This window comes from Embleya sp. NPDC020886 (genome assembly GCF_044333915.1).
Lineage (GTDB): Bacteria > Actinomycetota > Actinomycetes > Streptomycetales > Streptomycetaceae > Embleya.
In genome coordinates this window covers 908,316-932,974 of record NZ_JBIRRX010000003.1, presented here as the reverse complement: position 1 = coordinate 932,974, position 24,659 = coordinate 908,316, and the positions used below count along the sequence as shown (strand labels likewise).

General features: G+C 69.1%; 19 protein-coding genes and 1 pseudogene. 11 read left to right on the top strand and 9 right to left on the bottom strand.

The window, feature by feature from the left end; genetic code table 11:
* The first annotated feature begins 13 nt into the window (after positions 1-13).
* Positions 14-1,054, top strand: coding sequence for an epoxide hydrolase family protein (locus ACH4U8_RS14880; protein ID WP_395778143.1), 1,041 nt, complete (start codon positions 14-16; stop codon positions 1,052-1,054).
* Positions 1,055-1,541: 487 nt separating this feature from the next.
* Here ACH4U8_RS14880 and ACH4U8_RS14875 read toward each other — a convergent pair whose 3' ends face one another.
* The 3 genes from ACH4U8_RS14875 to ACH4U8_RS14865 all read right to left on the bottom strand — a co-directional run bounded on the left by ACH4U8_RS14875 (position 1,542) and on the right by ACH4U8_RS14865 (position 4,649).
* On the bottom strand, positions 1,542-2,483 hold the full coding sequence (locus tag ACH4U8_RS14875) for a YihY/virulence factor BrkB family protein (RefSeq protein ID WP_360314065.1): 942 nt from the start codon (positions 2,481-2,483) through the stop codon (positions 1,542-1,544).
* A gap of 127 nt (positions 2,484-2,610) precedes the next feature.
* Positions 2,611-3,246 carry a hypothetical protein gene (locus ACH4U8_RS14870; RefSeq protein ID WP_395778141.1) on the bottom strand — a complete coding sequence of 212 codons (636 nt, stop codon included), beginning with the start codon at positions 3,244-3,246 and terminating at the stop codon, positions 2,611-2,613.
* A gap of 446 nt (positions 3,247-3,692) precedes the next feature.
* The gene (locus tag ACH4U8_RS14865) at positions 3,693-4,649 is read right to left on the bottom strand and encodes a GlxA family transcriptional regulator (protein WP_395778139.1); all 957 of its coding nucleotides are present in this window, start codon (positions 4,647-4,649) and stop codon (positions 3,693-3,695) included.
* Between the two features lie 573 nt (positions 4,650-5,222).
* Here ACH4U8_RS14865 and ACH4U8_RS14860 point away from each other — a divergent pair.
* Positions 5,223-6,578 carry an MFS transporter gene (locus ACH4U8_RS14860; RefSeq protein ID WP_395778137.1) on the top strand — a complete coding sequence of 452 codons (1,356 nt, stop codon included), beginning with the start codon at positions 5,223-5,225 and terminating at the stop codon, positions 6,576-6,578.
* A gap of 661 nt (positions 6,579-7,239) precedes the next feature.
* The gene (locus ACH4U8_RS14855; protein ID WP_395778135.1) at positions 7,240-7,464 is read left to right on the top strand and encodes a hypothetical protein; all 225 of its coding nucleotides are present in this window, start codon (positions 7,240-7,242) and stop codon (positions 7,462-7,464) included.
* Positions 7,465-7,787: 323 nt separating this feature from the next.
* On the opposite strand, the gene ACH4U8_RS14850 is transcribed toward ACH4U8_RS14855, so the two are convergent.
* Complete coding sequence (locus ACH4U8_RS14850; RefSeq protein ID WP_395778133.1) at positions 7,788-8,366, bottom strand: hypothetical protein; 579 nt, start codon at positions 8,364-8,366, stop codon at positions 7,788-7,790.
* A 496-nt stretch (positions 8,367-8,862) separates the two neighbouring features.
* Here ACH4U8_RS14850 and ACH4U8_RS14845 point away from each other — a divergent pair.
* A pseudogene (locus tag ACH4U8_RS14845) lies at positions 8,863-9,084 on the top strand (oxidoreductase); the annotation flags it as partial.
* 319 nt (positions 9,085-9,403) lie between these two features.
* Here the strand turns inward: ACH4U8_RS14845 and ACH4U8_RS14840 are convergent.
* From ACH4U8_RS14840 to ACH4U8_RS14825, 4 genes are all read right to left on the bottom strand, one after another.
* On the bottom strand, positions 9,404-10,780 hold the full coding sequence (locus ACH4U8_RS14840) for a carotenoid oxygenase family protein (protein WP_395778131.1): 1,377 nt from the start codon (positions 10,778-10,780) through the stop codon (positions 9,404-9,406).
* A gap of 59 nt (positions 10,781-10,839) precedes the next feature.
* Positions 10,840-12,318 (bottom strand): MFS transporter, encoded by a 1,479-nt coding sequence (locus ACH4U8_RS14835; protein ID WP_395778129.1) that lies wholly within the window; start codon positions 12,316-12,318, stop codon positions 10,840-10,842.
* Between the two features lie 86 nt (positions 12,319-12,404).
* Positions 12,405-12,920 (bottom strand): SRPBCC family protein, encoded by a 516-nt coding sequence (locus ACH4U8_RS14830; protein WP_395778127.1) that lies wholly within the window; start codon positions 12,918-12,920, stop codon positions 12,405-12,407.
* A 163-nt stretch (positions 12,921-13,083) separates the two neighbouring features.
* Positions 13,084-13,650, bottom strand: coding sequence for a TetR/AcrR family transcriptional regulator (locus tag ACH4U8_RS14825; protein ID WP_360314047.1), 567 nt, complete (start codon positions 13,648-13,650; stop codon positions 13,084-13,086).
* A 991-nt stretch (positions 13,651-14,641) separates the two neighbouring features.
* Between ACH4U8_RS14825 and ACH4U8_RS14820 the strand changes: the two genes are divergently transcribed.
* From ACH4U8_RS14820 to ACH4U8_RS14795, 6 genes are read left to right on the top strand one after another with little or no spacing between them, the layout of a single operon-like run.
* Complete coding sequence (locus tag ACH4U8_RS14820) at positions 14,642-16,306, top strand: ABC transporter substrate-binding protein (protein WP_395778125.1); 1,665 nt, start codon at positions 14,642-14,644, stop codon at positions 16,304-16,306.
* The gene (locus tag ACH4U8_RS14815; RefSeq protein ID WP_395778123.1) at positions 16,303-17,364 is read left to right on the top strand and encodes an ABC transporter permease; all 1,062 of its coding nucleotides are present in this window, start codon (positions 16,303-16,305) and stop codon (positions 17,362-17,364) included. Before ACH4U8_RS14820 ends, ACH4U8_RS14815 begins: the two co-directional genes overlap by 4 nt.
* A complete protein-coding gene (locus ACH4U8_RS14810) occupies positions 17,361-18,281 on the top strand; it encodes an ABC transporter permease (protein ID WP_395778121.1) in 921 nt (306 codons plus the stop codon). The genes ACH4U8_RS14815 and ACH4U8_RS14810 overlap by 4 nt, the downstream gene beginning before the upstream one ends.
* Positions 18,278-19,279: an ABC transporter ATP-binding protein gene (locus ACH4U8_RS14805; RefSeq protein ID WP_395778119.1), complete on the top strand. Its 1,002-nt coding sequence runs from the start codon at positions 18,278-18,280 to the stop codon at positions 19,277-19,279. The genes ACH4U8_RS14810 and ACH4U8_RS14805 overlap by 4 nt, the downstream gene beginning before the upstream one ends.
* Positions 19,276-20,100: an ABC transporter ATP-binding protein gene (locus ACH4U8_RS14800; protein WP_395778117.1), complete on the top strand. Its 825-nt coding sequence runs from the start codon at positions 19,276-19,278 to the stop codon at positions 20,098-20,100. The genes ACH4U8_RS14805 and ACH4U8_RS14800 overlap by 4 nt, the downstream gene beginning before the upstream one ends.
* A gap of 3 nt (positions 20,101-20,103) precedes the next feature.
* Positions 20,104-21,603, top strand: coding sequence for an aminotransferase class V-fold PLP-dependent enzyme (locus ACH4U8_RS14795; protein WP_360314037.1), 1,500 nt, complete (start codon positions 20,104-20,106; stop codon positions 21,601-21,603).
* Between the two features lie 54 nt (positions 21,604-21,657).
* Here ACH4U8_RS14795 and ACH4U8_RS14790 read toward each other — a convergent pair whose 3' ends face one another.
* Positions 21,658-23,262, bottom strand: a complete 1,605-nt coding sequence (locus tag ACH4U8_RS14790) for a PucR family transcriptional regulator (protein WP_395778115.1) — start codon at positions 23,260-23,262, stop codon at positions 21,658-21,660.
* An 83-nt stretch (positions 23,263-23,345) separates the two neighbouring features.
* Between ACH4U8_RS14790 and lysA the strand changes: the two genes are divergently transcribed.
* Positions 23,346-24,659, top strand: coding sequence for a diaminopimelate decarboxylase (gene lysA / locus ACH4U8_RS14785; RefSeq protein WP_360314033.1), 1,314 nt, complete (start codon positions 23,346-23,348; stop codon positions 24,657-24,659).

The following is a 24,659-nucleotide window of genomic DNA, read 5'->3' as shown; positions in this document are numbered from 1 at the left end:
TACGCTGATACACATGAATGACGAGATGCGGGAACGACTCCGGCGGACGCGGCGTGTCACGACCCCATGGAGTGACGACGGGAACCGCGGCATCAGCGGCACCCGCCTCGACGAACTGCTCGACCGCTGGGCGAACGGATACGACTGGGGCGTACACGAGCGCCGCATCGACGAGTTCCCGTGGGTGACGGTGCAGGCAGGCGACACCGACCTGCGTTTGATTCACCAGCGGTCCGCGGATCCCGGCGCCCCGGTGGTCGTACTGCTGCATGGCTGGCCGGACTCGGTGTTGCGGTTCGAGCGCGTCCTCCCGTTGCTCGCGGACATGCACGTGGTGGTTCCCGCACTGCCGGGCTTCCCCTTCGCGACCCCGCTCACCGGTGCCGGCATGTCGGCCAACCGGATCGCCGGGATCGTCGCGGACGCTCTGGACGAGCTCGGTTACTCACGGTACACGGTGTCCGGCGGCGACGTCGGTGGCACCGTCGCGGAAATCCTCGCGGCCGAACACCCGGACCGGGTGGCTGCCCTGCACCTCACGAACATCGCCCCGCAGCGTGCGCTCACGGCGGACCGTGCGAAGCTCGCGCCCGACGCTGTGGCCTACCTCGATCGGTCGACGCAGTGGTTCCGGACCGAGGGTGGGTACATCGCCGAGCAGTCGACGCGGCCGAACACGCTCGCCGTCGCCCTCGGCGACTCACCCGCCGGCCTCGCGGCGTGGATCACCGAGAAACTGGAGTCCTGGTCCGACGAGTCGGCCTTCACTGCGGACGAACTTCTCACCTGGACCACCGCCTACTGGGTCACCGGCACGATCGGCACCTCGTTCACCACCTATGTCGAACCGGTCGCCCTCCCCGACCGGATCGAGACACCGACCGTGCTCTCCGTGTTTCCGCGCGACATCAAACCGGAACCGCGAAGCTACGCCGAGGCGTTCCTGAACGTTTGCGAATATGTGGAACACCCTGCCGGCGGCCACTTCGCGGCCTGGGAACAACCGGAGACCTACGCCGACGACGTACGCCGTGCAATCAAGCTGGGCGGCTGAGACGCCCCGCGACAAGCCGCCACACCGCGGTGGACCGAGCGGAAACCCCGGCCCCACCCTCGATGTTCGGGCACGTCGGCACGCAATCCGATGGCCACCTGTCGCAGGATGTACCACGTGGCGGTGTTCCCTCGCCGGTTGTGCGATCGCCGGGACCGGGCCCGCCCGCAGGCAGGGATCCTCCTCGCGGAACCGCTCGTGCAGGGCCGCGGAGATCTCCCACGCCCGACCGGACGACGCCGCCGGGACGCACGCCGCCGCGGATCCGGGTCGTCCAGGAACGCGTCTGCGACGACCGCGTCACGCGCCGCCCGTACCGACCGGTTCTGCGGATAACCGCCCACGGACAGCCCGTTCGGCGGGCGCTCACGTCTCGTTGCGTTCCCGACGGCCCGGGACGTCGGCCGGTGTCGCGGGGTGTGCGGCCACCGGTCGGTGGGTCGCACGGGATGCCTTCGGTGGGCACGGGACGGGTGCGAGTCGCTTGTCAGGCGCCGGGATCGGGTTGTATCGGCTCGGTGAGGTGGGCGCGGACCGCTTCCAATTGTGCGGCGAACGCCAGGCCCAGGAACAGCGCGATCGAAGTCAGGTAGGCCCACAGAATCAGCGAGACGAACGCGCTGAGCGGCCCGTACACCGAGTCGAACGAGCCGCTGAGCCGGACGTACAGGCCCAGCAGCCACGTCAGCAGCACCCACAACACCACGTACACGGCCGCCCCGAACGCCAGCCACGTGAAGCCGGGTTGGCGGCGGCGCGGTGACCACCGGAACACCGCGGACGCCGAGATCAGCGCGAGCGCGATGCCCACCGGCCAGCGCATGGTGTTGCACACCGTCCGCTGGGTGTCGCTCCAGCCGTAGACGTCACCGGCCGCTCCGACGATGTCGCGACCGGCCGCGGTCAACAGTACGCCGAGGCCGATCGGGATGCCCACCACGAGGGTCATCACCGCGGCGCGGCCGTACTTGCGCACGAACGGACGGTCGCGTTCCACGCCGTAGATCCGGTTGGCGCCACGCTCTATCTGACTCATCGCCGTCGCGACGTTGACCAGCGCGAACAGCAATCCCAGCGAGAGTGCGATCGCGCTGCCCTCGCCCGCTTCGCGCAGCGTGTCCTGCACGACCGCCGAACTGGGGCCGGTGGACAGCCGACCGAGGACCGACGAGACGAACCGGCCGAATGTGTCCGTGTGCAAGACCCTGGACAGACCGACGACGGCGATCGCGAACGGCAACACCGACAACACCATCTGGAGCGCGAGTGCGCGCGAGTGGGTGAACCCGTCCGCGTACCGAAAGCGGGTGAACGCGTTCTTGACCAGCGTCCAGCCGCCGTATCGGCGCAGTGTCGCCCACGCCTCGTCGGCCGAGAGCTCCTCGCCCTTCATGTCCCGCGTCTGGGGAACCCGCATCGCTGTACCCATGGGCGACTTCTGCCCGACGACGGCGGATACAGCGCGCGGAACCGGAGGGTTTCAGGTGGTCACCCGCTCCGGACACGTCCCCACCGACACCACCCCGCGCATGCCCGGCGCTCGCCCGGCGGCGCGGTCAGGCCTCACCCGCCGGCGCCTCCCTCACGTCCCGTCCGGTGGCCGCGAACGCGAACCACATCTCCTCGTACCAGACGCGATTCCGCGCGAGCTCGCCAAGATCGCGCACGGTGGCGTACCGGTCGTGCGTCGCCGGTTGCATCGTGAGCGGGAACACCCGCGCCACGTCCGCTTCCCCAGGGTGCGCGCTCAGCACCCGGAACTCCCACGTCTGGAGACCGTCCGACATCGGATCCGGCTCGTTGCGGCACAGGACGTAGTGCTCGTGCCGGTGGTGGACGCGCGAGCGGGCCCGTACCGCCACGGGCCTTTCCGCGCCGGGCAACTCGCTGCGGATACGGCCGATCGCACGCCACGGCGCCTCGGGCCGGTGCAGCCCGAGCACGTCCGCGGCCAGTTCACGGCGCAGCTCGGCATACAGCGGTGCGATCGCGGTGAGCCCGTCGACGGCGTGCGCGACGTCGCCGTCGTTGTCGCACCACATCATGCTGTGCTCCCAGCGCGCGATGCGCTCGCGCACCCACGGTTTCAGCACCGCGTCGATCCCGGCATCGAGCCGATCGCCGTACTCCGCCCACTTCACGGCGAACAGCGCCGCGTCGTAGACCTTGCGGAAATCCTCGAGCAGCCCCATCGCGTCCCCCTGCACGGTCGTACCGTCGCAACCGTGGCCGACGGTACGCGAACGCGCGCGCCCCGGGGCGAGATCGAGGCGGGACATCGGCGTCGAAGACGCGCAGGCCGCGACGAGTTGGTCGGCCCGGGCGGTGCACGTCTCCTCCGCCGGCGGCGGGGCCGATGCCGGAAGCGTTTCGCCCGCGCCGGCATCAAGCGCCTTCCCGCCTGGTCCGGCCCACCTCGGCCGCCCGGTGGAGCCCGATCATCGCTGTCCCGGCGCGGGACCCGACGCCGGGGCCGAGAGTCCTCGGGTGGGCTGCCGGACTCGACGCCGGGGCGGTGGCCCGCCCAAGGACGCCTGGCCGCATTCGGTGCCCCCACGGGCCCGTTCCGGCAATGGTCGGCCGGCCCGCCTCCGGTGATAGTCGGCCCTCGACTCGCCGTCCGTTCCCGTCGTGAAGGTCAGGGGCGTTGTGGCCGGGGGTGGCGGGTGAAGGTGCTTCGGTAGGCGGTCGGCGTGGTCTGCAGGGCGCGTCGGAAGTACAGCCGAAGGTTCGCCGCCGAGCCCAGTCCGCATTGCCGAGCCACCTGATCGATCGAGTGGTCGGTGGTCTCCAGGAGTTCGCGGGCAACCCCTACCCGGGCGTTGACCAGCCATTGCAGCGGTGTGGTGCCGGTCTCCTCGGTGAAACGGCGCATGAACGAGCGCTGCGACATACGAGCGTGGCGGGCGAGTTCCTCGACGCTCAGCGGCTGGTCGAGGCGCTCCAGGGCCCAGGCCCGCGTCGAACCCAGGGACGTGTCACCGACGACGGCCACCGGCGCCGGCACGTACTGGGCCTGACCGCCGTCGCGATGGGGAGCGGCGACCAGGCTGCGGGCGATCCGGTTGGCGGTGACCGCGCCCAGGTCACGGCGCACGATGTGCAGGCACAGGTCGATGCCGCAGCACACCCCTGCCGAGGTGAGTACCTCGCCTTCGTCGACGTAGAGCACGTCGCGGTCCACCGCCACGGCCGGGAACCGCCGTTCGAGCTCGTCGACGTGCCGCCAGTGGGTGGTGGCGTGCAGCCCGTCCAGGACGCCGGCGGCAGCCAGCGCGAAGGCGCCGGTGCAGATCGACACCACCCGCCGGCCCCGGCCGCGGGCCTCGGCCAGCACGTCGAGCACCGCCCGGGGCGGTGGCCGCAGCAGCGGCTGGAAACCGGGCACGATCACGGTGTCCGCACGGCGGATCTGGTCGAGTCCGGCGTCGATGACCAGCCCGAAACCACCGGTGGTGGCCACCCGGTCGGACAGGGCGCACACCGTCAGCGCGTAGGAGGTCTCCGGACGGCTGCTGAACACCTGCGTGGGGATGGCCAGATCGAGCGGGGCCACCCCGTCCAACACCACCACGGCCACCCGATGGATACCCATGGCAGCATTCTAATGAAGATAGGCATTATTGCCACTCGCTGATGCGGCGTGACGGAGCGAGTCTCGACATGTGACCGAATCTGTTCCGCAGCACGTAACCGATGGGCGCCGGCTGCCGACGTCAACGCGGTGTGGGAAGCCACCGCGCCGCACACCACGCCCCGGATCGCCCGAACCCCGCAGCCCCTTGTCTGCCCCGAGGGGGCATCAGCGTCGATTCCGCAGGCCTGCCCCGGGCCCGGGCTCATCCCCGAGGCGGCAACCGATGAGCAGGCTCGGACCGTTCACCATGCCCACCCGCCCTGTCGATGCCCGGCTCGATCGGGGCCGTCGCAACGCAGGCGGCCGGAAGGCCCCCGTCGCTCGATGGGGGGAGAACCGCCGCACGAGCCTGGCACTCCCCCGGGCGAACGCGCATGCAGGAGACCGCGCCCTCCTCCCACGGGTACCGAACGCCCTCGGGTGCGGCGAACGAGCGCACCGACGCCACCGCCCGGACCCACCGAACAGGTGCGTCGCACCGCCCACCGCCGACCCGCGACAGCGCACTCGACCCAGCCGGAAAGGACGAGCGTGAACACCCACTCCTCGGACACCGACCGTATGCCGCCGCCCGACGGCCGAGCCGTCACCGGCCGCCGTCCGCGATTCGCGAGCCTGCTGCTGCCGGCATCGATCCTCGTCTCCTTCCTGGCCGCCTCCAGCGCGCCGACCCCGCTGTACGCGACCTACGCCCGCACGTGGCACTTCTCACCGATCACCACCACCGTCGTCTTCAGCGTGTACGCCGTCGCCGTGCTGCTCGCCCTGCTCGTACTCGGGCGGCTGTCCGACCACGTCGGTCGCCGCCCGGTACTGCTGGCCGCGCTCGCGGTCCAGACCATCGCAATGGTCGTGCTCACCACCGCGGACGGGGTGGACGCCCTGCTGATCGGCCGCGCGCTGCAGGGCATCTCCACCGGCGGGGCACTCGGCGCGCTCGGCGCGGCGATGCTCGACGTCGACCGCAGACGCGGCACCGTGGCCAACGCCACCGCGCCGGGAATCGGCACCGGCACCGGCGCGCTGCTGTCGGGGCTCCTGGTCCAGTACCTGCCGGCGCCCACCCACCTGATCTATCTCGTGTTCGTCGGCGTCTTCGTCCTGCAAGGCATCGGAGTGGCCCTGATGCCGGAGGCCACGACCCGCAAGCCCGGTGCGCGCGCCGCTCTCGTGCCGCGGCTCGCGATGCCTGCCGGTCTGCGCGGCCCCGTGCTCGCGGCGGCGCCCATCCTGTTCGCGGTGTGGGCGCTCGCGGGTTTCTACGGCTCGCTCGGTCCGGCGCTGGCGCGGCAACTGTCCGGCTCCCCGTCGGCGGTGGTGGGCGGGCTCGGATTCTTCCTGCTCGCCATGGCCGGGTCCCTGTCGACCGTCGCACTCGACCACACCCGGCCCCGCACCGTCATGCTGCTCGGCATCGCAATGCTCGTGGTCGCCATGGCGGGCATACTGCTCGCGATCGACCGGTCCTCGACTGTCGGGTTCTTCGCCGGCACCGTCGTCGCGGGCATCGGGTTCGGGGCCGGATTCCAGGGCGGCATTCGCACCGTCGTCCCACTCGCCGCCCCACACGAGCGGGCCGGTGTGCTCTCGGTCCTCTACCTCGTCTGCTACCTCGGCATGGGCGCGCCCTCCGTCATCGCGGGGATCTCGGTCGTGCACGGAGGAGGACTCGTGGGCACCGCCCGCGCCTACGCGCTCTTCGTCGTCCTGCTCGCCCTCGCGGCACTGGTCGCACTCCTCCCGACGAGCCGTTCGGCCCACCGCGCCACGACAAGCGGAGCCGGCCCCGGTCGCTCGCCTCACACGGGCGCAGGAGGGGGCAACAATGACAAATGCCACGACGCCCCCACCCGCATCAGAGCGTGCACCGAGGCGGAATGCCGCTGAGGAGACGGCCGGAAAAGGACGGATCCGACCGACCACGTCCAAGGCTCCCGGCTCCGGTTCTCCATCACCGATCCGGTCCGGCTGGGGCGGCCGTCAAGCAGAGCCGGGCGTTCGGTTCGACACGAGAAGCACGGGAGACGACCCCATGGGCCGACTCCCTCCCCGCCTCGCCGCAGCCGCGAACAGGACGGCAGCGGTGAGGAGTTCCGGATCCGCAATACTGGATTGTCGCCGCCACGCAACTCAAGGGGGAGGCAATTTCCGCAGAGGTGGATGTGGAGTGGGTCCTGGAGTCCCCGTACCGGGACGGGAACTTCACCCACGCCGGCGCGCTGAGGCTCCCCGGCGTGCGGTTTCCGACGCTCGGTGGCGGGACGGTGTGGCAGTTATGGAATCGACGGGGCTCCAGGGCGCCGGTCGACGACCGACCCGGGATCGGCACGGCCGTCCGGGGCGGGCCGCGCCGACCGTGGGGCGGGGTCGACTCCGCCCTGCAACGACAGGACGAACACCAAGTGCACGGCCACGACTTCGGCATCACCGTCGAGCCCGATCGGCGGTGGGGCTGGGCAGAACGGCCCGAGCGGCGCTGGGAAATGTGGCCGCAGGCTCCCGAACGCGTGAACCACCGGGCAGCTCTTGCCAGGCATGGACTTACGTCATGCCGAGCGAACGCCTCGACGACCTGCGGGACCTGCTGCGGCCGGGGGCCCTCAAACCGTCTCCGCCCACCTTCACCGCCGAGACGTTCCACATCGCGCCCGGCCTGCTCGCGCAGGTGAGCAACAGCGACGGGGAAGCGACCGCTGCCTTCGCCGCGCTCGATCGCGAAGCCCTGGCGCCGCTGCGCGAGTACCCGTTCCCGTGGTCACGCCTCGAAGGATGACGACGCCATCTCCCGGCACGTGAGCGGTGCACGGGCGAGTTCGGGGTCGGCGGTGTGGGCCCGGCTCACCCCACGCGGTGTTCCGCGACGTCGTCGCGCGAACCCTCGTTCCCGCCTGCCCGCGGTCACCGTGCCGCGACGGAGGTCGCGGCCACGCGCAAAGGGCGACGAGGCGGCCGGTGGCGCGTGGTGGGTTCAGAACGGTCCGGGCATCGGCTCGACCAAGGCGGCGAGTTCGCGCAGTTCACGTGCCTCGTTGAGGTATCGATCCGCGAGGGGTGGCTCCAGGATGGCGAGGCGCTCGAAGTGCCCGGCCTGGGTCCTCAGGCCGCGGGCCCACGCGGCCCCGGTCTCCAGGCTTCCCCCGGGCTCGTCCTGTACAGGGCCGCGGCCTCGGCGCGCCGCCGATCCGCCTCCTCCCGCACGGCCGCCCCCGATTCGCTCGCGGACGCCAACCCCGCCGTCACTGCGTCCCGCACCTGCGAATCCACACTCCGGTACCAGGCGTCGAGGTCACGGGCGACGGTGACGGAGTCGCCCCGGTCGGGCGGGCGTCGTCGACCGCCGGCCGTCGTCCACTCCCGGGCCACGTCCGCCCACCGTCTGCGGGCGTCGTCCTCGTCCACCCCGGCGATCGCCGCGACATCCGCCCACGACACGCCGCGCTCCACCGCAACGACCACCGCCCGATCCGTCAACCGCGCCACGACCTCGGCCAGGCGCAGCGCCGTGCGCAGTTCGCCGCCCGGTTCGTGCCGCAGGCGGGGTTCGAGTGGCAGCGCCTCCCGCGCGGACGCCGCCACCTCGCGCAGGACCTCGGCGTGCGCGAGGTACGCCTCGTCCAACGGAACCAGCGGCCCGAGTCCCGCGTTCCCGACCTCGCCGGCCGGCCGATCGTCCACGATTCCTCCCGATCCGGCGCGGTCGAGCCCGCCCCGAATCACGTCGCTCCGCGTCTGGTGTGTCGGACGATACCGACACCGCGCGCCAGTCCCCGGGATCCCACGGACCGCGCCAGGCCAAGACGCGGGCGGCGTCGCGACACGCACCGGTTCGCCCCCGTGCATCGCTCCCCGGCCACCGCACGAGCGAACGGAACCCGACTGCCCAGCCCCGGCCCCGGCCCCGGGCAGTCGAACGGCCTGCCTCACCGGATCTCGGCGTTCACGAAGTGCGTGTCGTAGCGGTTTCCACTCGCCGAGCGCCCGTACGCCGCCTTGCGCCACTGCGCGACCACGTGAACCGCCACGAACCGTCCGCCCGGAGCCCGTCCAGACCCACTCCGGCCCGCGCCTTGCGATCGCAAGCACCGGACACCGAGAAACCGACACCGTGTGTCGGGCGAACCCTCAACACGACCACCGACACGACGCCCGCCCCCGGCGAACAAGACCCTCCCGAACGGTCGAGCAAGGAGCCGCCGCCTCCGTCCTCCTCGCCGGCTCGCCCCTGCTCGACGGCATCGGCGGTCGCTACTTCACCGACTGCAACGAAGCCGAGGTCCTGGACCGCCGCAGCGCCCCTGAGGGGCGTTGCCCGCTACGCCCCGGACCCCCGACAACGCCCAACGCCCAACGCCTGTGGACCCTTTCGGAGCACATGCTCACGAACGCCGGCTGAACCTCGCGGCACCTGCGCGGCGGTGCGACGGTGCGGAGGTGCCGTGTCCGATGAGCCAGGCGAGGCCGAACTCACGTGGGACAGCCGGTTGTCGACGGCCCGGCCCCGAGCGGACGACGGTGTGGTGGACGTGGCGGTGGTGATCCGGTCGGTCATGGCGGCCTCCATGGGCGCGGTGGTGCGGACGGGTGGTGGTGGCCGAACAGCCCCCGTGCGTCGCACGGGGGCTGTTCGGCGAACGTGGGTCACGTCGGTCGTCCGACGTGTCGGACCGGCCCCGCCGATGTTGCGTACGGGGTGCCGATCGCCTTGGCAGGGGTCAGTTCGGGTCCGGAATCCAGGAACCGTGGATCATCGCCGGGATTCGGCGCGGGAGACGGACGGTGGCGACCGGGGCGGCGGTCAGGTCGCGGGCGTCCAGGACCAGCAGTCGCGAGCGCTCGGTGTTGAGATCGCCGACGACGGTCAGGAGATAGCCGTGGTCCTCGTCGACGGCGTCCGCCGCCGCCACGAAGACGGCCTCGCTGGGGAGTTGGCCGACGCCGACCGGACGCAATTGCCGGGCACCGGTGGCGCGGTCGTACTTGACCAGGGTGTGGTTGCCGATGCCTTCGTCGTTCGGGAAGGCCAGTGCGTACTGATAGCGGTGAATGCGGCCGAGGCGGCTCTCGTTGATGGTGGGGAACTCCACGATGAGGTCGTCGGTCTGCTCCTCGCACGCGGTCCCCGAAGCCGGATCGACGACCCAGCGGCGACTGGTGGAGCCGGAGGTGGGTTCGGCGCCACGGCCGGGGCGGCCGGTCCACCACGCCCACGAGCGGTCCCAGCCGGTGCGGTCCACGATGGCGCCTTCGATGACGATCCGGCCGAGGGCGTCCTCGTAGGCGTTGGCGAAGTGCATGCCGAAGCCGGCGGCGACGTCGTACCAGCGGATGGCGGCGGCGCCTGCCGGGCCCTGCGGCATGACGCCGATCCGGCAGGGCTGGTCGTCGCTCCATCCGTACGGGATGCCGGAGTGTTCGGTCGGATCGAAGGTGACGGACCCCTCGAGGAAAAGGACGTGGTTCTCGGTGATGGCGAAGTCGTGCTTGAGTGCCGCGCTCGCGCCCGGCACTTCCTGACTGATGGTCAACTCGCCGTCCCGGGCCACGACGTAGTAGGTCAGGAAAGGCGGGAACGGTGACGAGGCGAAGAAGTGCAGGTCGCCGGTGACCGGGTCCTCCTTCGGATGCGCCGTCATGAAGGACGTCAGCTTGCCGCCGAAGTCGTAGGCGCCGACGGTGTCGAGTTCGGGCGTGATCTCGTACGGGAGCGCGGACTCGCACAGCGCGAGCAGGCGGCCGGCGTGTTCGATGACGTGCGTGCCGGCCGTGCTGACGGTGAAGTCGGGACCGCGCTCGGTCGCATACGGGGCACCGTCGAGTGCGGGGGTGCGGACCCAGCGGTTGCGGTACCACTCGGCACGGCCCTCGCGGAGGCGGATGCCGTGCACCATGCCGCTGCCCTTGAACCAGTGGGAGGTGACGACACCGGGCTTGGGGTTGTGGCTCGCCCGCAGCAGGCTGCCGGTCAACTCGGGCGGGAGGGCGCCTTCGACGATCAGATCGGTGGCGGTGATCTCGTCGGCGACCGGGGCGTAGTGCCCGGAGAGGTAGGGCTTCTTCTCGGTGCTGTCGTGGGTGTCGACGGAGTTCATGGTGAGCTTCCCTTCGAAAACGTGGTGCGCGGTGGTGGTCGGGGCCGGGGCGAGGTCGGTCAGGAGCGCTCGGCGGCCGGTGTCGGCGTGGCGGGGTCGGTTGCCCGACGGGCGAGCAGCGGGGTCAGTGCGGTACCTACGACGGCGATCGCCGCCGAGACCAGGAACGCGATCCGGTAGCCGTCGGTGAGCGCCACGATGTGCGTGGTGCCTCGGGCGGCCTCGGTCCGGGACGCGGCCAGCGTGCCCAGCACGGCCAGTCCCAGCGCACCGCCGATCTGGCGCGTGGTGTTGACCAGTCCGCCGGCCAGTCCGCCGTCCTTGGCCGGGACCCCGGCCACGGCGGCGCCGGTCAACTGCACGAACGCCGCGCCGAGGCCCAGGCCGACCACGACGGTCGGGCCGAGGATGTCGCCGGTGAAGCTGCCGTCGGCGGAGATCTGCGACAACCACAGCAGCCCGGCAGCGAGCAGGGTCATGCCGGCCGTGAGCGTGGGCGTCGCCCCGATCCGGCGGGCCAGCCTCGGGGCGATCGCCGCGCCGATCATGTTCGCGACGGCCAGCGGCAGTTGGGTGACCCCGGCGCGCAGCGGGCTGTCGCCGAGGACCTGTTGCTGGTAGAGCGGAAGGAAGAAGAACAGGCCGACCCAGACGCCGCCCAGCAGCGCCATCACCACATTGGCCGGGGCGACCGCGCCGACCCGGACCAGTCGGGGCGGCAACAGCGGTCGGGGGTGGCGCAGTTCCAGTACGGCGAAGAGCACGAGCAGGACGACGGCCACGGCGATCGACGCCAGGACCCATGTGTCGGTCCATCCGGAACGGCCCGCGGTGGTCAGGCCGTACACCAGGGCGACCAGCCCGAGGGTGACGGCCAGGGCGCCGCCGATGTCGAGGGAGCGCAGGCCGTCGCCCGTCGTGGCGGAGTCGGGCAGTACGCGCAGGCCGACCGCCAGGACGGCCGCGGCGGCGAGGGCGCTCGCGAAGAACACCGCGCGCCACCCGAGCCCTTCGGTGAGCACACCGCCGAGCAGGACGCCCGCGGCGCCGCCCGCGCCGGATACCGCGCCCCACACGCCGAGCGCCTTCCCCCGCGCGGGGCCGGGTGGGAAGACCTGCATGACCAGGGACAGCGCGGCCGGCGCGACGGCCGCGGCGCCGACGCCCTGTGCCGCGCGGGCGGCGATGAGCACACCGCCGCCTGTGGCGATCCCCGCGGCGGCCGAGGCCGCCGTGAAGATCACGAGTCCCGCGTTGAGCACCCGGCGGCGGCCGAGCAGGTCGGCCACCCGCCCGCCGAGCAGGAGCAGCGCGCCGAAGGCCAGGCCGTAGGCGTTGATGACCCAGGCCATCCCGGTGCCGGACAGCCCGACCCCGTCTCTGACCTGCGGCAATGCCACGTTGACGATCGAGGTGCTGAGCACGACGACGAATTGGGCACAGGCCAGTACGGCAAGGATCGGCCCGGATCGGGCGACGTGCGGAGCAGCCGCCGCGGCGGTGGGCGCGCCCGCGGGGCGGCGGCGGGGACCGGACATGGGAGCCTCCTGGACATTGTCGATTGTGAGTGATTGATCAATCATTCTTTGGGTCGAAAAAAGAGCCCTCCGCGGGCAGCGCGCGTTCAGTCGCACCGCCCCTCGGCGCGCGCCTTGAGGTTGTGGAGCCAGTGGTCCAGGGAGGCGTCCAGCGCGCCCTGCAGGAACTCCCGGTTCGCCTCGACCGGTTCGCCGGCCCAGGACTCCTCGGTGTGCACCACGACGCCGTTCTCGGTCTTGGCGAACGTCCACACGTGGACCGCGGTGATGCCCTGCGCGGGGCCGCCCCACACGATCCGCTCCTTGGGCTGCACCTGCTTGACGGTCGACGTGATGCCTTCCAGGCCCTCGGTCGACCAGACCCACGACGAGCCCGGACGCAGCGCTCCCGGCGTGCGCTTGACCACCGAGGAAACGCCCGGCTGCCAGGACGGCCGGCCCTCGACGTCGGTCTGGATGCGCCATACCCGGTCCAGTGGCGCGTGGATGACGATCTCGTCACGGGTGATGACCGGCGCCGACTCGTCGACGCCGATGGGTGCCATACCGGCGCCCATGGCCAACGGCCGGGCGGTGAGGCCGGCGGTGACGGCTGCGAACATGACGGTTCCTCCTGGGTTGCTTCGGTCGCCGATCCGATCGCCGACCATGACTGGTTGATCACTCACTCTTCGATCCGAAAGCAGCCGGGAGCGACACGACGCGGTGCATCGGGTCGCCCTCGGAACTTCCGGGGATGGCGCGGGATGCGCGGGAGTCCGCGACTCAGTGGTGCCGGATGCCCGTCGTGAGCGTCCGGGCCCACGGGCCGTCCGCCTCGTGCGCGCCGATGGCGGACACCAGGTGACACAACGCGCCCCGGGCGAAGAACTCCTGGACCTGCGCGTCGGTGCCGCCCGAGGCACCGCGCACATACTCGACGAGCCGTGCGTATCCGGTCCGCACCACATCGCGGATCACCACCTCGGACGCGGCGGCGGCCTGGGCGTGGATCTGCACCATCAGCAGGTCGTTGTCGCTGATCAGGCGGGCGTACTCGTCCCCCATCGCAGCCAGTACGACCTCCGCCGAACTGCTCTCGGCACCTGCGGCACCGCGCTCCAGACTCTCCCGAATCCGCGCGAAGCAGTGCTCGACCACCGCGGCGAACAGGCTTTCCTTGTTGGGGAAGAGCCGGAACACGTACGCCTGCGAAATGCCGGCGGCCTTGCCCACCTCTGCGGTCGTGGTGCCGAAGTAGCCCCGGGCCGCGAAGGCGCCGATCGCGGTGCGCAGCACCGTTCCTCGGCGTTCCTCCGCGGTGGAGAGCGTCCTTCGTTGTTCCGTCTTCATGTGAGTACTCAATCACTCACTCTTTCGAGGTGTCAAGCGGAGCCGGGCATCGAACAGGTGACCTGCGGTGCTTTTGCGAACGGTTTCGCAGGCGTCCGAGGATCGTTTTCCAGGGGGGTGGCTGAGCCTCGGTTCGTGTGGCGTCCCGTGCGGGGGTGCTCGTCGTGGCCGAGGACGGTGGTGCCATGTCCTCATGCCCTGCCCCTGAGCCCGGCCGCGTCCTGGGATGTCGATGCCGGCCGGTGCGTCCACCCGGACCGCCTGTCCGTCGCCCGGACTGATGCTTCACGCCTCGACGCAGGCAGCGCATACATGCCCACCTTTCGAGGCGCTCGACCCGAGCACGCGGTTCCTCACGTGTCGGGCGAATTTCGGCTTATTGGAGCCGATCACCATGACCGCAAGAGGGGAAAGCGCCCGGGATTCCGCCCCCCTGTGCCGCAACGGCAACAACGGCAACAACGGCTCAACCCGAGCCCACAACTCGTCCGAGACCAACCACAGCGGCGCCTTCCCCACACCCACCGCAACGCCCCGCCGAACCCGGCGACACGCCCCAAGCCGCCGAATCGGCCCTTTGTGGCAACTCCTCTAAATCTGCCGCGCCAAATTCAGCCGAAGCGCCAAAGATGCCCAGGGCATCGGCTGGTCTACTGATCGGAATACGAAACGCACGTGCCACGAGGGCGCACCTTCGAGGACGTGGACACGCCGGTCACCGGCGTGAGGGAGGCCCAGTATGTCGTGGAGATCCGCATCAGGTTGTCGCAGGTTTCACCCCCGAGTCTCTTTCGCGCGAGTCGCCACCGCGTCTCTGGCAGCGATAGCTCTAGCAGCGTTCCTTACCAGCATGTTTACCGCCTCCTCCGCCGTTTCCGGTCATCGATCAGGGACCGATTCGGTTGCATCCGGACCCAGCAGCGCGGGTTCGCGGGGCGCGGGCGGAAAGCTCACTATCGGGGCCGTTGGCGAGGTCGACACGCTTAATCCCTTGACATACATCCTGTCCAACTCGTACGCCCTGATACCGTACCTGTTCGAGGCACTGACCTCGCCCTCTCACGATTCCCTCGCCGAACAGGGACCGGGGCTCGCCGAATCGTGGAATGTCGCGGCCGACGGCCTTACCGTCACGTACCACATGCGGCCTGGTCTCAAATGGAGCGACGGGAAACCGCTCACCGCAGCCGACGCAGCATATACGCTCGGCCGCGTGCTCGAGGGTGGGCAGGGGAACAGTACATGGGGAAATTATCTCGACAACGTGAAAACCGTGAACGCCCCGGATGACATCACCGTCGAGCTGAGCCTTGGCGCGCCGAGCGCGACGCTGCCCAAAATGCCGATCCCTATACTCCCGAAACACATCCTTGAGCATTATCCCGACGAGAAGCTCGACCAGTATCCTCTCGGTCCGAAAAGCTTGGTGACATCCGGGCCCTACCGACTCCTCGAGGGAGGGGCGGGCAGCTCGTTGTACCGCTTCGAAGCGTGGCCCGGTAGCTGGCGTGGGCTCAGTCCGGTCGCGTACGTCGACTGGCGGTTCTTCAAAGCACAGGACACGATCATGCAGGCGATTCGAAAGGGGGAGATCGACTATACACCGAGCGTGAACGCGCTACAGGTTCGAAAGCTCAAGAGTCGGCAGCACATGTACGCCGGCCAATTCCCGCTCCTCGGCAACTTCGTCGAAGTGGGTTTCAATTCGGGCTCTTCCGACCTCAAGACAGGCCGGCCGCTCGGTGATCCGAACCCTGCGGTTCTCGATCCCAAGTTCCGTTTCGCGTTGTCCACCGCCTTCGATCCGGCGGAGCTTTCGCGCAAGGCGTTCAAAGGAGGTCTGTCACCTCTGAGGACGATCGTCCCCGACGGCTTCCCGGACTTCCAGTGGAAGCCGCCGGCAGACGGCACGACGTACGATCCGAAACTCGCCGCCCGGAGGCTCGACGAGGCCGGCTACAAGCTGGACGCCCACGGCAGGCGCACCCTTCCGACCGGCCGCTCGGTACCACGGCTCCGGATCGCGGTCGACGCGTCGGACCAGTCGTCCCTTCTCGCCACTCGACTCGTCCGCGAGTGGATGCAGAATCTCGGATTCGACATCACGATCGACGCGATGACGGCCGACAAGCTGACCGACGAAATCCTCAGCGGGAATTACGACATGTTCTGGTGGGGCTGGGGCTTCAGTGACGACCCGGACGCGATGCTCGTCTACCTGACCTGCGACCAACGCTCGCTTCAGAGTGACAGCTGGTACTGCTCCAAGGAATACGACGATCTGTACACCGAACAGAAAAACGAACTGGACCACGACAAGCGCGTCGAGATCGTCAAGAAGATGCAGCAGATTCTCTACCACGATGCTCCCTACATCGTGATGGGACAGCCGATGGCGCAGCAGGCATATCGCAGCGATCGGTGGACGGGATGGACCTCCGCGTTTCAGCCCGGTGGTGACGTCATGGCCGACGTCACCAGTCTCTACGACCTGAGGCCGACCGATGGTGCCGCTCAGGACGTGAGTGCGGACCGAACGGCGCGAAGAACGGCCACAGTCGTCTACCGCAGCCTCGCAGCGCTGATTCTGGTCTTGCTACTCGGGCGATTCGCAGTAGCGCGATGGCGCCGAGCGACAGCGGAGGAGCGAGAATGACGTCGCCATCGATCTCTACCGCCACCCATGTCGACGGGCTGGTCGGACCAGGCTTTCCTCATCGACGTTCACGGCTCGCCGGCCGCTTCAGCCGCAGGTTCGTGCTGACGCAGTTCGCCGGTTCGGCTTGCGCGCTGATGTTCGTCATCGTCGTGAACTTCTTCCTGTTCCGGGTGATCAACCCCCATCCCGAACGGACCCTCGGCCGAGGAAAGGCTCGTACCGCAGAGGACCTGGAAGAGATCCGGCGCCGACTGGGACTCGACGAATCGCTCTGGATGCAGTTCGGAAAGTACCTGAAGCAGGTCTTCACGGGAGACTTCGGCGTTTCCTTCCAGTACTCCAAACCGGTCCCCGACCTCATCGGGGAGCGCGTATGGCCGACCCTCCTCCTCGTCCTGCCGGCGACGGTTCTCTCGATCTGGCTGGGCAGCCGGCTAGGCAGCCGTCAGGCGTGGAAGCACGGCGGGCGGTTCGACCGCTCGACATCGGCCTTCGCGACCGTCCTGTACTCCATGCCGGAATGGTGGCTCGGTCTGTTGCTGTTCATGGTGTTCGCCGCCAATCCGATCTTCGGCGTCTTCCCCATCGGCGGGCTCCATTCGCCCGGAGTCGCACCGATGAGCGTCGAGGGCGTCGCGGACACCATCTGGCACCTCGTCCTGCCGACGACGACGCTGACGGTCACATATCTCGCCGAATACTCGATGATCATGCGGTCGTCCATGCTCGACGTCATGGGAGAGGACTACCTGCTCACCGGGCGCGCCAAGGGGCTCTCCGACCGGCAGGTCCTGCACAGGCATGCACTCCCGAACGCTCGGTTGCCCATGACCACGCTCATCGCACTCAACCTGGCGTTCACCGTGGGTGGTGCGATCACCATCGAGACCGTCTTCTCCATCCCGGGGCTCGGACTGCTCACGAGCGAAGCCATGAGGATCCCCGATCTGCCGCTTCTGCAGGGGCTGTTCCTCCTTTTCTCAGCCGCGGTCGTGGTCGCCAACATGGTGGCGAACTTCATCTACGCACTCCAAGATCCGAGGGTGAAAGCATGACCACAGCACCCGCTCCCCCTCGACGGTCCAGCGCGAGAGCGCTCCGTTGGAAGCTCCGTCGCGAAGCCTGGGGTCGTACGTGGGCGAAGTTCCGCGCGAACCGGGCGGGCATGGTCGGACTCGCCGTGCTCCTGGTCTTCGCGGTCATCGCGGTCTTCGCGCCGCTGCTGGCCGACTCCCATGAGTTGCGCGTGAGTGCCGCGTCGGGTCCGATCCTGGCGCCGCCGAGCCAAAAGTATCCGCTCGGAACCGATGACAACGGACGTTCGATACTCACCCTGCTCATATTCGGGGCCCGTGTGCCGCTTCTGGTCGGCCTGATGGCCACGGTCATCTCGATGGTGATCGGCACGATCGTCGGCATGGCCTCGGGGATATCGGACGGGTGGGCAGGCACCGTCCTCTTCCGGCTCACCGAATGGTTCATCGTCATTCCATTCCTGCCCCTCGCCCTCGTCCTGGCGACCTTGCTGGGCGGCTCCTTGTTCTCGATCATCGTGGTGATCGGCATCACCGGCTGGCCCGCGACCGCGCTGGTGATCCGGGCGCAGACATTCTCGGTGCGCGAACGGCCGTTCATGGAACGAGCGCGGGTGCTCGGCGCGGGGCCCTGGCACCTCATGTCGAAACATGTGTTCCCCAACGTGCTGCCGCTCGTGTTCGCGAACACGACACTCACGGTCGCCGGGTCGGTTCTTGCCGAGACCACGCTGTCCTTCCTCGGCTTCGGCGACCCGACAGCGGTTTCCTGGGGCACGATGCTCAACGCGGCGTTCGGCACCGGCGCCGTGTCGCTGGGGGCATGGTGGGCGCTGCTCCCGCCCGGTATCTGCGTCATCGTGGTGGTACTCGCGTTCACGATGGCCGGCCAAGCGCTCGAGGACATCGTCAATCCGCGCCTCAAGGAGGGCCGATGACCCAACTGCTGAGGATCGAAGATCTCCGGGTCACGTACCGATCCGGTCGAGGAGACATCGCCGCCGTGCGCGGCGTTTCTCTCTCACTCGACCAAGGCCGCTCCCTTGGCATCGCCGGCGAATCGGGTTCGGGAAAGTCCACGGTGGCGAGCGCCGTGCTGCGGCTCCACCCCCGCAGGGCAGGCGTGGAGGGGCGGGTCGAGGTCTGCGGCAAGGACGTCAACTCCCTCACCTGGGGCGCGCTGCGCCGCATGCGCTGGTCGGATGCCGCGATCGTCTTTCAGGGAGCGATGAACTCGCTCAACCCCGTGCGGACGGTGGGCGAGCAGATCGCCGAACCCATTCTCGTCCACCGACCCGAGACGACGCGGCGTGCATGCGATCTCCGCGTGGCCGAACTGCTCGACATGGTGGGCCTCGCGGCGGAGCACACGTACAGCTACCCCCATCAGCTTTCGGGCGGACAGAAGCAGCGCATCATGATCGCCATGGCGCTCGCCTGCGACCCCAAGCTGCTGATCGCCGACGAAGCGACCACCGCGCTCGACGTGAAAGTGCAGGCCCAGATCCTGCGCCTGCTTCGAAACCTGGCGGTCGAGCTCGAACTCGGCTTGATGATGATCAGCCACGACCTCGCAGTCCTGTCGAGCGTGTGCGACGAAGTGGTCGTCATGCACGGCGGCCGCATCGTAGAGCAGGCTCCCGGTCCGAGGGTGTTCGCGCAGGCGAAGCATCCCTATACGCGGGCTCTCGCAGGCGCGTTCCCCACGATCGGCGACCCGGCGTCGAGGTATCGGCCCCAGGGGCTCGCGGACGATCCGGTCACCGTCGTCGACGACGTGGCCGAGCGTGAATTCGCCGCGCAGTGCACGTCTCTCGACGGCGACTGCCTCGTCCACAAGCCGGAGTTCGCCAGGTACGCACACGGGCTGAAAACCGGCTGCCTGCGCGCCGAGGATCTGGGCATCGCCCGTACGGAATCGACGGTGGCCCGATGAACCGCATCGTGCTGAGCGCGACCGATCTCCATGTCACGTTCCCCTCACTCCACGGTCGCAGCGAGGTCCGTGCCGTTGACGGCGTGAACCTCGAGGTCCGGGACGGCGAGATCCTGGCTCTGGTCGGTGCGTCGGGCTCCGGAAAGACGACGCTGAGCAGAGCGCTTCTCGGCCTCGAACGTCCCACGAGCGGAGAGGTGACCGCTCTCGGCAAGCGGCTTCCCACCGGTGGCGCCGCGCTGCGCGGCTACCGCCGCCGGGTCCAGCTCGTCATGCAGGACCCGTCGGGTGCGCTCAACCCGAAGCACTCCGTGTACGAGTCGGTGGCCGAGGGCATTCGGCTGCACCGGCTCGTCGCCGAGCACAACGCCCGCGGCGATGACGTCACCGAGGTCGATCTCGTGGCACGAGCACTCTCGAATGCCGGCCTGCGCCCGCCGGAGCAGTTCTTCCTGAGCTACCCTCACGAGCTTTCCGGCGGTCAGCGTCAACGCGTCCTCATCGCCGGCGCGCTCGCCGTCGAACCCGAGACCATCATCGCCGACGAGCCCGTCGCAAGCCTCGACGCGTCGCTCCGCGGAGAGATCCTCAGCCTCTTCCTCCGGTTGCGCGAACAGATGCGCCTCAGCGTCATGGTCGTCACGCACGATCTCGGCCTGGCCTGGAACATCGCCGATCGTGTCGCGGTGATGCGATCCGGCCGGCTGGTCGAGGTCGGAACGACCGAAGAAGTGCTGCTGAATCCGCAACACACCTACACGCGTGAGCTGCTGGCCGCGCTGCCAAGCGAGCAGCACCGAGCCGGCCATGAAGGAACGTGAAGGATGAAACCGACCATCCACTACGACGGACGTCCTCGGGCCGGTGCAGACGACGAAGCACCGTACGCCGACGCATTGCTTCGTCATGCCGCCCGCAGGCCGGTGTCGTTCATGGTGCCCGGCCATGGTGCCACCGGCGACGGTTTCGCCGCAGGGCAGGCGGAGTTCGCCGGGGAACGGGCGCTGGCCATCGATGTCACACAGCTGCTCGACGGCATCGACCTCGGAAGAGACTCCCCGCGCGAGCGTGCCCATCAGCTGGCCGCCAGGGCATGGGGCGCCCGGCGGACCTGGTTCCTCACGAGTGGGTCCTCGCAGGGCAACCGGCTCGCGGCACTCGCGGTGAGTCAGCTGGGTGACGGGATCGTCATTCAGCGCAGCGCGCACTCGAGTGTCGTGGACGGCGTCATCCTCGCCGGGTTGCGTCCGGCCTACGCCCTGCCCGGCGTGGACGTACGCAACGGCATCGCCCACGGTGTCACGCCGGCGTCCATCGCGAAGGCGATCGCCGACCATCCCGGGCCGGTGACAGCGGTCTACATCGTGAGCCCGAGCTATTTCGGGGCGGTCGCCGACGTGCCGACCATCGCCCGGTTGGTCCACGACGCGGGCGCCGTGCTCATCGTCGACTGCGCCTGGGGAGCCCACTTCGGGTTCCACCCGGACCTGCCCCCCTCCCCCGTGCGGCAGGGGGCCGACATCGTCGTCATGAGTACGCACAAGATGACGTCGTCCCTGCACCAGAGCGCGATGCTGCACCTCGGCGACACCGATCTCGCCGACACTCTGGAGCCCGCTCTCGAACGGGCCTATCGAATGACGACCTCCACGAGTGAGAGTTCACTGCTGATCGGATCGATCGATGTCGCCCGTCGCGACCTTCAACGGGGCGGGCCGCACGTCGACGACGCGCTGCGTGCCCTGGGAGCGGCGCGTGACCGCATTCGGGCGGAGCAAGGAATCTCGTTGATCGAGGACACCTTTTTCTCCCACCCGGACATCGTCGACCATGATCCCCTGCGCATGCCGATCGACGTCAGCGGGATCTGCGCGGATGCGCACGCCCTGCGGCTCACGTTGGCGCGCGACTTCGGCGTATGGGTGGAGATGGCGACGCGCACGACGCTCGTCCCGCTCGTGGGGATCGGCAAGCGAACCTCGTTCGACCGACTCATCGACGCCGTCCTCGAAACCCGGGGAGACGCGGTGCCGAACGAGATCGGCGACCCGGCGGACCTGCCGTCGCCCGGGAGAACACAGGTCTCTCCGCGTGACGCGTTCTACGCGCCGTCCGAGGTCGTCCCGCACACGGAGGCGGTGGGCCGGACGAGCGCTGACGCCCTATCCGCGTATCCTCCGGGAATCCCCAATATTCTGCCCGGTGAGGAAATCACTCGACCCGCCGTCGACTTCCTACTGCAGGTTGCCCGTTCACCGGGCGGGTACGTTCGAGGCGCCGTGGTTCCCGACGTGAGTCGCTTTCGCGTGATCAGGAAGCCGTAGCGGACATCGATTCTCGGGAATCGGACCGCAACGCCTCTTCGGTCACGCCCCGCGTCAGGAGGCCCGGACTCCGGAATGCGTGCGCAGCTGCAACCAGACGCTCAAGCACGAATCGGCATCCTCCAGGTCCACTCCTGTCAGTTCGGAGAAGCGGCGAAGCCGATACCGCAGCGTGTTGGGGTGTACCTGGAGTTCCTGCGCCGCCCGGCTCACCTCGAACCGTGCCTCGAACCACGCCGCCACGCTGTTGGCGATCTCCCGATTGCGGGCCGAGGCGGTGAAGATCCGGGCGATCTCCGTATCACGCAGCCAGGGAGTTCTCGTCAGCTCGGCTGCGACGTGTCGCAGAATCACGTCCACCCGGACGTCGCGCAGGGTTGCGGTAGGCCGGTCCGAGCGGACGACGAGCGCCTCCAGCACGTCGTCCGCCTCGGCGCGCAGATCCGTGAGCGGCCGCGTCGCGTCATGGTCGACGGCCACCGCGCCGAACAGCCGTCGCCGCGCTCGGCTTCCCGGGATGCCGGTGATCGACTCGGCCAGGGAGGACGCGGCAGAGCTCACCTGATCGTCAGCGAGGAGGACGTAGACAACCCCTCCGGACACCGTGATCGGGGCGCTGGGGCGCAGAGCGCTGATCTGGCGTGCGACATTCTGTGTGGCGCCGGCCGTCGCCGAGGATTCGGACCGGTCCGCCCCTGTGCCCCCGAATCCGAACGCGAGCAGCGCGCGAGGCACATCGTCCCGCAAACGGAGCCGCGTACGGGCACCGTCCGCGTTCCCCGTTCCGTCGATGAGCGACCGCAGAGCGTCGCCGCGGAGTTCGTGCTGGAGCTCGAAGGGGCTGCGCGCACGCAGCATGTGCAACGCCGCCAACTGAGCGCCCTGCCGCAGAGCGGCTTCGTCACGAGGGCTCATGCCGTTTTCGCCCTCGATCGCCCAAATCGTGCCGAGCGGAAGGTCGCCGGCCTTGACGGCCATCGCCGCACGCGCGAGTTCGTCACCGTTGCGCTCGAACCTGACCACGCCGTCGGACCGCAGGATGCGCCCGTACCGTTCCCGATCTCCCGGATCGTGCGGAGCGCTCCGGTCGAGGATGCCTTCGCTGCGCACCGCGTCGATACGCTGGCCCGGAACGCTCGAGTAGGCGACGACGCGCTGAGAGAGATCCTCGATCGACACCGAGCCACCGATCGTCGCCGCGACCGCGTCGGCGATCACGTACAGCTCCTCGACACCGACGGCGGGTCCTCCATCGGACGGCGCCCAGTGCGATTCGATCACCGTGTCGAGCAGCGCGGCCAGCTCACGCCAGTTCAGCTCGCTGTCGAAAGACATCAGCGAAACCCCGGCCTCGGCTGCCGTGCGCAGGACCGTCGGCGTCGCCGACGCGCCCGATCGGAGGAACACCGCACCGAACCCACGCTCGGCGGCTTCCCTCACCGATGCCTCGATCTGCGGCACGTCGCCGTACCCCGCCAGCAGCAGGATGCCACCCGACACATCGGGTAGCCCCTCCCCCGGCCCCGCGATGACGGTGCTACGCACGAAAAGCGCGCCCGCGGCGGTCGACTCGACGAGAACGGTGACCTGCAGCGGGAGCACCCGCTGCAGCAGCTCCTCCAGGGAGCAGCCGGCAACTGGCCGATCAGACAAGTTCATTCGCGAATACTAGTCACATCGGCTACAGATTCGCCCCGGATGGAGTCCCTAGCCTGTTCGTAAATCAGAAGGCGGGAACCCATATGACGACGTCGACCCTCGACGCATCAGACACAAATCCGAACGACGACGCGCGCGCATTGATTGAATTGTTCCCCGAAGGAACATATGTTGATGCCGAGGACGAGTTGGTCGTGGGCGGCGTTCGGCTGACGGATATCGCGCAGCGGTTCGGCACCCCTGCCTACGTGCTCGACGAGACCGCGCTGATCCGCCAGGCGACATTGTTCCGCGAGGCGCTGGCCGCCAGATGGCCGAACTCACGCGTTGTCTTCGCATCGAAAGCGTTCCCGGCGACAGCTGTCTATCGGACGCTCGCGGAAGCGGGGCTCGGAGCGGATGTCGCGGGCGGTGGCGAGCTTGTTCTCGCGCTCGGTGCGGGGGTTGAACCCGACACCATCGTGATGCACGGCAACGCGAAATCGGTGGACGAACTCCAGGCCGCGGTCGACGCGGGAGTGGGGCTCATCGTCATCGACAACTTCGATGACATCGCGAAGCTGGAAGAGATCGTCACCGGCCGCCAGGACGTCCTGATCCGTGTGCTCCCCGATGTCGCCGCCGAGACGCACGAGGCGCTGGCGACAGGAAAGCAGGGATCGAAGTTCGGTCTGCAGCGGGCAGACGCCCAACGGGCGATCGCTCGCCTCCGTTCCAGTGAGCACCTCGATCTTCGCGGTCTGCACATGCACATCGGAAGCCAGATATGCGAGGTCGAGCCCTATGTTGCGGCCGTGCGAGCACTCGCCTCCTACGGCGAGTTCGACATCTACGATCTGGGCGGCGGTCTGGGCGTCCGCTACACATACGACGACGCTCCGCCGAGCGTCGAAGCCTGGCTCGACGGCCTCATCGGCGCCGCCACGAAGTATCTGCCGGCGCACGCGCAGTTGCTGATCGAGCCGGGCCGCAGCGTCGTGGCGCGAAGCGGGCTGACGCTGTACCGGGTCGTCTCGGTGAAGGAGGGACGACCGACGTTCGTCGCGGTCGACGGAGGCATGGGTGACAACCTCGAAGTGTCCCTGTACGGGCAAAGGTTCGAGGCGACCGTCGTGAACCGCGTCGGCGGCGGAGAGGCCGTGGACCTCGTCGGCAGGCACTGCGAATCCGGTGACCGGATCAGCACGGGTGTGGCGCTGCGCGAACCCCGGGTCGGCGATGTCGTGGCGGTGCCCGTGACGGGGGCGTACTGCCACACCATGTCGAACAACTACAACGGTGCCCGTCGGCCACCCGTGATCTTCGTCGGCGGGGGGCGGTCGCGTGCGGTGGTCCGCCGCGAGACCTACGAGGATCTGAGGCGCCGCGACCTCCTCGACCCCAAGGAAGGCGTGTGA

Excerpts from the sequence above, each read along its gene's own strand:
- ACH4U8_RS14880 (WP_395778143.1), top strand. The coding sequence starts at position 14 with ATGAATGACGAGATGCGGGAACGACTCCGGCGGACGCGGCGTGTCACG.
- ACH4U8_RS14875 (WP_360314065.1), bottom strand. The coding sequence starts at position 2,483 with ATGGGTACAGCGATGCGGGTTCCCCAGACGCGGGACATGAAGGGCGAG.
- ACH4U8_RS14870 (WP_395778141.1), bottom strand. The coding sequence starts at position 3,246 with ATGGGGCTGCTCGAGGATTTCCGCAAGGTCTACGACGCGGCGCTGTTC.
- ACH4U8_RS14865 (WP_395778139.1), bottom strand. The coding sequence starts at position 4,649 with ATGGGTATCCATCGGGTGGCCGTGGTGGTGTTGGACGGGGTGGCCCCG.
- ACH4U8_RS14855 (WP_395778135.1), top strand. The coding sequence starts at position 7,240 with ATGCCGAGCGAACGCCTCGACGACCTGCGGGACCTGCTGCGGCCGGGG.
- ACH4U8_RS14840 (WP_395778131.1), bottom strand. The coding sequence starts at position 10,780 with ATGAACTCCGTCGACACCCACGACAGCACCGAGAAGAAGCCCTACCTC.
- ACH4U8_RS14835 (WP_395778129.1), bottom strand. The coding sequence starts at position 12,318 with ATGTCCGGTCCCCGCCGCCGCCCCGCGGGCGCGCCCACCGCCGCGGCG.
- ACH4U8_RS14830 (WP_395778127.1), bottom strand. The coding sequence starts at position 12,920 with ATGTTCGCAGCCGTCACCGCCGGCCTCACCGCCCGGCCGTTGGCCATG.
- ACH4U8_RS14825 (WP_360314047.1), bottom strand. The coding sequence starts at position 13,650 with ATGAAGACGGAACAACGAAGGACGCTCTCCACCGCGGAGGAACGCCGA.
- ACH4U8_RS14815 (WP_395778123.1), top strand. The coding sequence starts at position 16,303 with ATGACGTCGCCATCGATCTCTACCGCCACCCATGTCGACGGGCTGGTC.
- ACH4U8_RS14810 (WP_395778121.1), top strand. The coding sequence starts at position 17,361 with ATGACCACAGCACCCGCTCCCCCTCGACGGTCCAGCGCGAGAGCGCTC.
- ACH4U8_RS14805 (WP_395778119.1), top strand. The coding sequence starts at position 18,278 with ATGACCCAACTGCTGAGGATCGAAGATCTCCGGGTCACGTACCGATCC.
- ACH4U8_RS14800 (WP_395778117.1), top strand. The coding sequence starts at position 19,276 with ATGAACCGCATCGTGCTGAGCGCGACCGATCTCCATGTCACGTTCCCC.
- ACH4U8_RS14795 (WP_360314037.1), top strand. The coding sequence starts at position 20,104 with ATGAAACCGACCATCCACTACGACGGACGTCCTCGGGCCGGTGCAGAC.
- ACH4U8_RS14790 (WP_395778115.1), bottom strand. The coding sequence starts at position 23,262 with ATGAACTTGTCTGATCGGCCAGTTGCCGGCTGCTCCCTGGAGGAGCTG.
- lysA (WP_360314033.1), top strand. The coding sequence starts at position 23,346 with ATGACGACGTCGACCCTCGACGCATCAGACACAAATCCGAACGACGAC.